Below are 8,838 nucleotides of genomic sequence, written 5' to 3' on the forward strand. Positions count from 1 at the left end.
CGTCGTCTGCCACTGCTGCTTGAGCGAGAAGTGGGCGATGTTGTTCTTGAGCATGTTGTACTGCGATTCCAGCGTCGTGAGCTGGGAAACCAGACTGGCGTAGCTGGTGGGGTCGAAGACAATATCTCCGATCCCGAACAGCGCGAAGCTCGGCGTCGCGGTCAGCAACAGCGCCGCGCCGCCAATAAGCCATTTGCGATTCTTCGGATTGAACTTCATAAAGCCTCCTGCGGTTTGGGTTGAACTACATGCACTGCGGACAGGCTGGGTCCAACCTGTCCAGAGGAAATCCTTGGATATGTGTTGCATTTGTCATCGTCTCGGTGGACTGGAGGTAAATCCATGCAAGCGTGTTTCTGCCGGTAGTTGTCCCAATGAGTAGGAGAGCCAGGAGAATAGCGGCTATGATTCCTGAGGTTTGATAAAAGCGATGGAGTGGAATCGTCTGCATGGTCATCACTCCTCGTCCGCAAGCTGACGAGCGACCTGCGGGATGATTGCAACCCACTCCCCGCCACTCCGCTCGATGCCTTCGGCAATGGTGTACCGGATCGTGGACAACCAATCGGCACGATTGAGTACCAGGGCGACGGCAACCTTCTCGCCGGTGGATTGCACGGCCCATGCTTCGTATCCCCGGCTCTTTGCTTCACGAGCCTTACGGAGCAGATGTTCATAGCGGTCATTCACAGCAAAGCTCCTCTCTACAACGTGGGGTTGACGCGATGTTCCGCGTAGGACGGAATCAAGAGATCGGTGCCGATATAAATGCGGGCGCGAGATCCCTCCTTGAGCGTGATGACCGGAAGGCGGTTCAGGAAATGGTTGAGCACCTGTTCGCCCTCCACAGCGGACTGCTCGGAGATGCCATTGCGAATCTGTACCGAAGGATCGAGGACGCTGCCGTTATTGCCGATCTGCGCGAGTCCACCGAGACCACCAATCGCAGCAGCGGCGGCAAACGCCTGCAAATACCCGTGATCTACCTTCGTGGCAAGGCCGGTCGTGCCGATCTGGTCGAGGCCGATGTATTTGGCAAACTCCAGCGAGAAACCATCCGGGCAGATGGCGCGGTGGAAGGTGACGAACATCTTGCGCTGCTGTGCGTTGCCGACGCTCTGCACGTCGCCAAGCAGCCGCGTCCCTTGCGGCAAAAGAAGTTCCTGATGGTCGTGGGAATAGAGGTCCGTCGTCAGCGAAACCATGATCGGCCCGCTGAAACCACCGTCAATGTGGTTGGTGACAACGCCCTCCAGCACCGTGCCTTCGAAGACGCGATAGAGACGGCCATCGTAGGCGTCGAAGTCGTAGGGAGCCATCGGGTTTGTCTGCTTGTCGGCTTTTGCTGCAACGCTTACGGACTTTGCGGGAGCCGCGCCGCCGGCTGCGCCAGCAGCCGTCTCCTGAGCTGCTTCCGCCGTCGTCGTTGGAACAGCAGTGCTCGAATGCTCGAAGTCGATGGCCACGGTGTCACTGTCAATGGCGTCCTGTTGCTGCTTCTCCTTCGCTAACTCTTTCTGTTTGGCCTCGGCCTGTGCCTCGGTGAGATTGGAGGTGTGCTGGGGAGCGTTGGCACTGTTGCCGTAAATAGAGTCTCGCTGCGCGGCGGTCATGGGTGGCGCACCTGCGGACTCTGGGCCGGGCACACCCTGTTCTGCCTGCAACTGCTGCATCGCGGCGGCCATCTCCTGCTGGTGCTGACGCTCGTCGGCGTCGCGCTGCGCCTGCAACTGCTGCTGCGACTCGAAGCTGTTCACCTGCTGTGCGTTCGGCGCTGCCGGGCGCATCGGCATGGTGCTCGCTGACGCGGATTTCTTATTGCCCCTCAAGAGGCTGGAGAGGTTGGCGATACCGATCAGGCCAATGATGACCACCAGGGCGATGACGACTGGCATACTCTTTTTGAGCGGTGGCTTCGACTCCGGCTGCTCCGGCACGGTCGCGTGGGCGTTCTGATTCGGCTCCGGCATGGCTACCTCGCTTCCTCGCGGTGAAATTCCACCTTCTGCTTGCCGATGGCGAGATAACCGCTGTCCAGTTCCTTCGGGACGGTATACAGACCGTTCGAGAAGTCGAAGTTGATGAGCGAAGGCTTTTTGTCTTTCACTTCATAGAGCGCGGGCGTTTCCTGAAAATGGCCGCGCAAATACGTGAACTTGTCATCGCGCCATATTTCCTGGAGTCCAAGGTCTTTGCCCTTTGACTTATCCCAGGTGTAGTCAAAGTGCAGGGTGCCGGGATACTGGCCGCGATAGGCTTCTTCTTTCGTCTGCTCTGCTTTGAGCGTGGCGGCTTCTGCTGCTTTCACCGACGCAATCTGCTGCTTGGCCTGGTCCAGTTCGGCGGCAGGCACGAAGACAGGCAGCTCAATTAGCTTCTCTTTCGCGGCTTTATCTGTTGGGGTGATGAATACTTTGGAGTCGAAATGGGAATCTTCGTCGCCCGAAACCTCGCGAAGCTCCAGCGTGTACTCATTGCCATGATCGGAGACGATATGCACGTCAGTGGTGCTACCGGCGACTTTGGGCTTGATGCTGATGAAGCGGCTGGCAACATGCCCGCCATCGAACACCCAATCGACCGTGTCACCGGCGAAGACATTCGCCACCTTTTCCTCGGCGGGAAGCACAATCAGCGTCGATTGCAGGAGAGCGGCACGAACCACGGGCGGAGTCTGCAACTCCGAGACCGTGACGGTGCGCGGCGAGTTCGGCTCCAGAGGGTGCGTTGGCGTGGATGCGTGTATGGGCATCGTTCCAACGGCGACACCGAGGCTGATGATAACGGGGATGAGTGGCTTCATGGTTCCAGTCCTTTCTTCGGTTACTCGGTATCACCCTGGGCAAAGCGCGTGATGCCCTCGGTGAGTCCGTACTTGGCAATCAGCTTCGACCGGCGCATCCGGTCTTTCGGCTTGGTGGAGAACACGGCATAGCTGCGGCTATCGAGATTCAGCCGCACAACTTTGGTGAGTCCGTCGCGGCGCATGTAGAGCGCCTCGCGGTCCTGCAAGCTCTCGAAGAGAGTAAGTTGCTGTTCGTTCATCTTGAACAGCTCGGCGTAGCGTTTCCGATTGAACGTGGCATCGCGAAGGAACAGGAACGAAGTGCAGGAGTTCACGATGCTGTCGGCATTCGCTCCGAGGTCTTCGGCGGACTGGCCGATCATGGTCACGCCGCCAAGATTCTTGCGTACCGTCTTGATGGAAGAGAGCGCCGCTTCGAGAAGCTGCCTGTTCTTCATCGAAGAGAAAATTTCCTCGATAAGGATGTGCTTCGGTACTCCAAGATTGGCGGGGTTGTAGAGCACATCGTTGATGCGCCGGAGAAGCCAAACCATCAGCGGCTCTATCAGGTCGGCATACTGCGCATTGTTTACGCCCTGGAAATCGAAGCACTGCACGCGCGACAACGATAGGCTGTCTTCTACGTTGTCGAAGATGGCGCTGTAGACGCCTCTCCCGACCCATTTCGAGAGATACCTGTCGAGCTTCTTGGGAAGATATAGATTGGAGAGGCGGCGGTTCGCGGAGTCCAACAGGTACATATCCTGCACTGCCTTGTGAATCACATCGTCATCTTCTGGCTCCAACTCCGCGCCGCCGTTGGTCAACAGCAACTTGATGAAGCTGTAGAGGAACTGGATGTTGCTCTCGGTAGGCTCCAGCGTGAACGGGTTCACACGCGGGCCGTCCTTTCCGATACGATCTACACGACCGCCATACAGCTCAACGACGCTCTCATAGCTTCCGCCGATATCGAAGATGTAGGTAAATCCGCCATATTTCTGCTCATGGGCGATGGTGACGTTGCCGGTCACCGACTTGCCGCTGCCTGTAGGACCGAGGATGAGTTGCACCCGCACACCATCCACATAGGCATCCTGAAAGAACGGTGTCCGCGTGCGCGTCTCGAAGATATTCAGATACTCGTTGTCGAGGTCGTCGGAATGAGGATGACCGAGATGCGGAGCGAATACGGAAGACAACCGGGCATGGTGGTCTTCCGCCAGCCACATGGGAAAGACGTTGAACTTCCCATTGCCAGGGAACATCGCATAGAACGCGGAGAGATTGCCCAACGTCTCTTCCATGATCTGTGCGCGTGCTTCGACGAAGACGCGATGCACAGCAGGAGCGAGGGAGTGCAATTCCGTGACATTTCGGGCAGCTATGAGCAGACGCAGAGAGTATTCGCCCTGCGATTTCTTATCCAGCGAGCGGATGACCTCGCCGAGGTCATCGACGGCATTATTGGCGGCCTTCGCACCAGCTCCGGTATCGAGCGATGCCGTATCCTTCCCCGCCATGACGCGGGAGAGCACACCGACTTTGAAGAAGCTGATGAACTTTTCCTGTTGGTCGATCTCATGTCGGGCCGTCGCCGTGGACTTGGGCCTCCATGTTGAGCACAGGATGCTGTCGCAATCGAGCTTGCACAGCTCGGTGAAGAGGCAGGGCCGCGATGCCTCCGGCGTTGTCTTCAGCGAATACATCTGCACGAATCGCTTACCTATACGGAGATGATCGGTCTCCCAGGCGACCGGGCACTGCACGATCTGCCGATCCACGCCGGTGTCGCTGCGAAGCTGGCCCTGTTCAGCCCAATCCTCAAGATTGAAGAGATAGCTGAAGAACTGAAAAGCACCCTGCTTATCGAGCAGGCGAAGTCCGATAGTGTTGCCGAGATTCCCGGCAAGCAGCGTGGCCGTTTTCTCCAACTCTGCCAGCATCCGCGACGCTGCGGCGGTATTCTCCTGTGGCGTGCGGTCGAACCCTTTGAGCTTCGACGACTCTAGCGTCAGGCACCAGTGCTGGTCGATCCGGCGAAATCCTGCGGATGTTTCGAGAAATCGCAGGCGGTCTTCGACGAACTCCTGCGTTACTGGATTCGCATAGCTCTGCTGACGAGGCAACTCGAATCCAGAGCGGACGCGCGTGTACTGATACAGGCAAGTGCCTTCCGGCAGCCCGCGCAATGCGCCTTCGATCATGCGGAGCTGCGATTCAAGCTCCTGGTCGGTCAACCCCTCTTCATCTACGCCGGAGAGCGCAAAAAGGCATCCGTAACCGCCGCCCTTCAGGGCGAAGATGTTCGGACCAATGAAGCGTGCAATCGGAACGATGCTGCACGCGGCTCCGGCCTTCGCGAACCACGGAACGAATTTGGCTTGCTCAGTATTTGCGCGGGTCATAGTAGGACTTCTGGCTGAGGCTGAGGCCCCAGAGTTCAAACATCTTTGGGTGTTTGCGAACAATGAGCCATGCGCCCGCCGCGAGCGCGGGGAAGGCCATCATCGCCAGCAGGCGAAACCCGACGAGGAAAACCGTTACGCAGACGAATACGATCGCCATCCATGCTGTAAGATCGAGTCCAAGTTTGGCTCTCGGTCGATTCAGCGCCTGATTGATTGGTAACGGCTCTCCCCGCTTGGTCATGGGCGCACCTCACATGGATTGGCCGGTCAAACTGCCGATCCAACCCGCACCCCATCCCAGGACTCCGGCACCAAACAGCGCACCGAATAACCCAGGAATAGCGTCCTGAAATCGCCCGCTCATCATGCGAATTCCCGCAAAAATGAGCCCTCCGAGGCAGATAACGGCCCCAGCGTACATGGCGAAAGTTTTGAAGGTTGTCATTAATGTTTGAGCGCCAGAGAAGTCCATCGTTCCCTGGGCGTGAGCTATGCCGCTGCTTATGCCAGTGAAGGCGAGAGCAACCAGCGTCGGCCCCATGACGTGCGCTGCATGGAGTAGCTTTCGATGAATGGTGTGTTTTTGGAAATTGGAACGAAGTGGCATCGGCATTCTCCTGATGGCATGTTTTCGTACCGCCATGTCACGGAAAGTAGGCCGATTTCTCTCGCTCGTCCAAGACGTATTTTCTATAACACCGAAAGTTCGACTTATAGAAGCATCTCGATCAGCCGATTAGCTTCAACTGTTGCGGTCGAACCTTCTCTGGACGGGGCTGCTTTCGCTTGGGACTGAGACCGTTCTCTCTGAGGTAATTCCCCAGAAGAGGAAGAGCGATATGAGCGCTCTCTTTGCTGGTCACAAATGCTGTATCTGCGGTCCAATCCACACCCGCTATGGGACGAGTAACGAGGCCCGCTTCCAGTGCGGAAAGCTGGTCAATGAGAGCAAGGCCATAGTTCTCCTTCACCATCCATTGCATGTCGGATGGTGTCGCGGCTGAGTTTGTGAGATTCAATGGGATCCCGACCTCGGCGAACATCTCCGACAGGCGGGAATGCGCGGCGGGATGCAGCTCTGGATCACGGAAGATCTTGATTCGAGGAGCGGCTTCATGAATATCAATCTGTGCTTTTGAAGCGAGAGGGTCGCTTGTCCGCATACAGAGGACCAATGGAGACTGGGTTACCTGTAGCACGGTCCACATATCTCGATCAACGGGCAGCGGAAGGATGGCGCAATCGAGTCCTCCGTGGCCGAGTCGTTGCAGCGTGTGCGCTGTGTCTCCGCTGGATAATTGAATCTCACAGGAGGGGAAAAGTTCTTCATAGGCGAGCCGGAGTGCCTGCAGGAGAAGCGGATTGACGAAGGGAGAGAACCCCAGCCTCAGCGGCGGCACTTGGTTGTTGTAGATGGCTCGCGCCATGGCGAACACTTCACGACGTTCTGTCACAACCTTGTCGGCCCAGTTGAGAATGAGTTGGCCAGAGGGAGTAGGAGAGACGCCATTGCGTCCGCCACGCACGAAAATCGGAAACCCAGCGTCCTCTTCGAGCGCTCGAACCTGTTGACTCACTGCTGGCTGAGAACGGTAAACCCGCTCGGCAGCCTTGGTGAAGTTCCTTCGTTCATAGATGGCAAGCAGGTATACAAGATGGCGAAACTCCACGGAATCTGACATGGCCCTGATACTCCGTCTTGGCAGGACGCCGTTCCACAGTCCACATGGGGGCTGTGGATAACTAATCGTTCTCCCGTGTACCACGCGAGTCAATTAGGAACTTGTGAGTGCCTGAAAACCCTGAGAGGTAACTAGGCACTTTTTAGTGCCTATCCTGTTGCGTTCTATAAGTGAAACTTTGGGCAGTATTGGTAGGAAGTATTGGACTACGAAGGAATCCCCGAGCAGTCTTGGATAACGAACGTTCATCACTGAGGACGAGCTTAGTGGAGCGTTCCGAGCAGCACAATCCTGCGATGATGTGAGGTTCCAATGCCTTCTGAGTTTGCGCACGACGATCATCCGACCACGACTCCAAAGAAACCGCCGTCCTCTGCTACTGTATTTATCCCCGAACGACTGCTTGACAGCGATGAGGCGGCGTCCATCATGAAGTGTCATCCAAAGACGTTGCAAAAGCTCGCCCGGAAGGGTGTTGTACGCGGCGTTCATGTCGGAAAGCTCTGGCGCTTTCGCGCGTCCGTAATCGAGGAGTGGATTCAGCGGCAGTTAGCTGGTTAATCCACACGATAAAGATCTCGACCTCTGCCCGGCGCAGCGTTAGGCTAGTAATAGCCATCCGGTGCGCCTGAGACAGGAGAAAATCATGTCAAGGCGAACACGGTATCAACAAGGAAGCGTGCAACGCGAAAAGCGGCGGAGCGGGCCTGATGTATGGGTTTTTCGATGGTATGAAGCTGGAACCGACGGCAAGAGCAGGTATCGTAAGGCAATCGTCGGCACAGTAGATACCCTCGCAAATGAGACATCAGCCCTCAAGGCAGCGCAAGCGTTGCGCATCGACGCCAACCAAGAAACCCCGCAGGCAGGAGCTGGGCCGAGCACGATTGCAATGCTCGTTGCGCATTACAGGTTGAAAGAACTGGCCGGTGAGCGTAACGGGAGAAAAGCGTTCTCGACACGATCTGCTTATGAATGCAATCTGGAGAACTGGGTTCTTCCTCGCTGGGGAGATCACACGCTCGACCAGGTGAAGCCCGTAGCAGTCGAAGAGTGGCTGGACGGGATCAAGCGGGCAAAGGGCACACGAGCCAAGATTCGGAACCTCATGAGCGCACTCTTCACTCACGCGATGCGATACGAATGGTCGGACAAGAATCCGATCAAGCTCGTTCGACAGAGCGCGAAACGCGAGCGCATTCCTGACGTTCTCGAACTTGTCGAAATTCAACTCCTGCTCAGCAAGCTTGGTGTTCGGGAACGGACCCTCATCTTGCTGGACGCCGGAACTGGACTTCGCGTCAGCGAACTCCTGGCCCTGCGGTGGCGGGATGTGAACTTCGACAATCTTGAACTCAACGTGACTCGTTCCATCTGGCATCAGGTGGTGGGCGACTGCAAGACGGAGGCATCAGCCAAGCCGGTTCCGCTCGATAGTTATATGGCGGACGACCTGCTGCGCTGGCGTCGCCAGAGCGCCTATCCACTGATTGACGATTATGTCTTCGCCAGTGAGGCCATGCGGGGCAAGCAACCGTACTGGCCGGACAATCTGATGAAGCGGCATATCCGGCCCGTTGCGAAAGCGATCGGCATTCACAAACGAATCGGCTGGCATACCTTCCGCCACACCTTCGGCACACTGCTTAAGGCGAACGGGGAAGATGTAAAGACGGTCCAGGAGCTTTTACGGCACGCCAACAGCAGGATCACGCTTGAGGTATATACCCAGGCGACGACCTCGAACAAGCGGGCCGCACAAAGCAAGGTTGTAAGGATGATGGTTCCGAATCTGGGTGAAACACAGGATGAAAAACACCCACAAAAGGCGGGGTAGGATGCTTATTGCACCCATATCAAACCCGGAACCTCTGTCTTTTTGGGGTCACCCATGAACCTAAGTCCTTTAGATTCATGGCGGGGACGACGGGGCTCGAACCCGCGACCTCTGCCGTGACAG

At 56.8% G+C, this 8,838-nt stretch carries 9 protein-coding genes and 1 pseudogene; 2 read left to right on the forward strand and 8 right to left on the reverse strand.

Annotation, left to right across the window (positions count from 1 at the left end; translation table 11 throughout):
- From VMU57_RS21300 to VMU57_RS21335, 8 genes and pseudogenes are all read right to left on the reverse strand, one after another.
- Positions 1 to 219: pseudogene (locus tag VMU57_RS21300) on the reverse strand (hypothetical protein); the annotation flags it as partial.
- 237 nt (positions 220 to 456) lie between these two features.
- Positions 457 to 690 carry a hypothetical protein gene (locus VMU57_RS21305; RefSeq protein ID WP_325387126.1) on the reverse strand — a complete coding sequence of 78 codons (234 nt, stop codon included), beginning with the start codon at positions 688 to 690 and terminating at the stop codon, positions 457 to 459.
- Positions 691 to 704: 14 nt separating this feature from the next.
- Positions 705 to 1,970, reverse strand: a complete 1,266-nt coding sequence (locus VMU57_RS21310; protein WP_325387129.1) for a TrbI/VirB10 family protein — start codon at positions 1,968 to 1,970, stop codon at positions 705 to 707.
- Positions 1,971 to 1,972: 2 nt separating this feature from the next.
- Positions 1,973 to 2,803, reverse strand: coding sequence for a TrbG/VirB9 family P-type conjugative transfer protein (locus VMU57_RS21315; protein ID WP_325387131.1), 831 nt, complete (start codon positions 2,801 to 2,803; stop codon positions 1,973 to 1,975).
- Positions 2,804 to 2,823: 20 nt separating this feature from the next.
- Complete coding sequence (locus VMU57_RS21320; RefSeq protein WP_325387133.1) at positions 2,824 to 5,193, reverse strand: type VI secretion protein; 2,370 nt, start codon at positions 5,191 to 5,193, stop codon at positions 2,824 to 2,826.
- Positions 5,174 to 5,437, reverse strand: coding sequence for a VirB3 family type IV secretion system protein (locus tag VMU57_RS21325; RefSeq protein ID WP_325387135.1), 264 nt, complete (start codon positions 5,435 to 5,437; stop codon positions 5,174 to 5,176). The genes VMU57_RS21320 and VMU57_RS21325 overlap by 20 nt, the downstream gene beginning before the upstream one ends.
- Before the next feature lie 9 nt (positions 5,438 to 5,446).
- Complete coding sequence (locus tag VMU57_RS21330; RefSeq protein ID WP_325387137.1) at positions 5,447 to 5,803, reverse strand: hypothetical protein; 357 nt, start codon at positions 5,801 to 5,803, stop codon at positions 5,447 to 5,449.
- A 121-nt stretch (positions 5,804 to 5,924) separates the two neighbouring features.
- Positions 5,925 to 6,878 (reverse strand): LysR family transcriptional regulator, encoded by a 954-nt coding sequence (locus tag VMU57_RS21335; RefSeq protein ID WP_325387139.1) that lies wholly within the window; start codon positions 6,876 to 6,878, stop codon positions 5,925 to 5,927.
- A gap of 312 nt (positions 6,879 to 7,190) precedes the next feature.
- On the opposite strand from VMU57_RS21335, the gene VMU57_RS21340 reads away from it, so the two are divergent.
- Positions 7,191 to 7,439, forward strand: a complete 249-nt coding sequence (locus tag VMU57_RS21340) for a helix-turn-helix domain-containing protein (RefSeq protein ID WP_325387141.1) — start codon at positions 7,191 to 7,193, stop codon at positions 7,437 to 7,439.
- A gap of 85 nt (positions 7,440 to 7,524) precedes the next feature.
- Positions 7,525 to 8,715 (forward strand): site-specific integrase, encoded by a 1,191-nt coding sequence (locus VMU57_RS21345; protein ID WP_325387143.1) that lies wholly within the window; start codon positions 7,525 to 7,527, stop codon positions 8,713 to 8,715.
- Positions 8,716 to 8,838 lie beyond the last annotated feature (123 nt).

It is taken from the genome of Edaphobacter sp. (assembly GCF_035532915.1).
In the GTDB taxonomy this organism is placed as follows: domain Bacteria; phylum Acidobacteriota; class Terriglobia; order Terriglobales; family Acidobacteriaceae; genus Edaphobacter.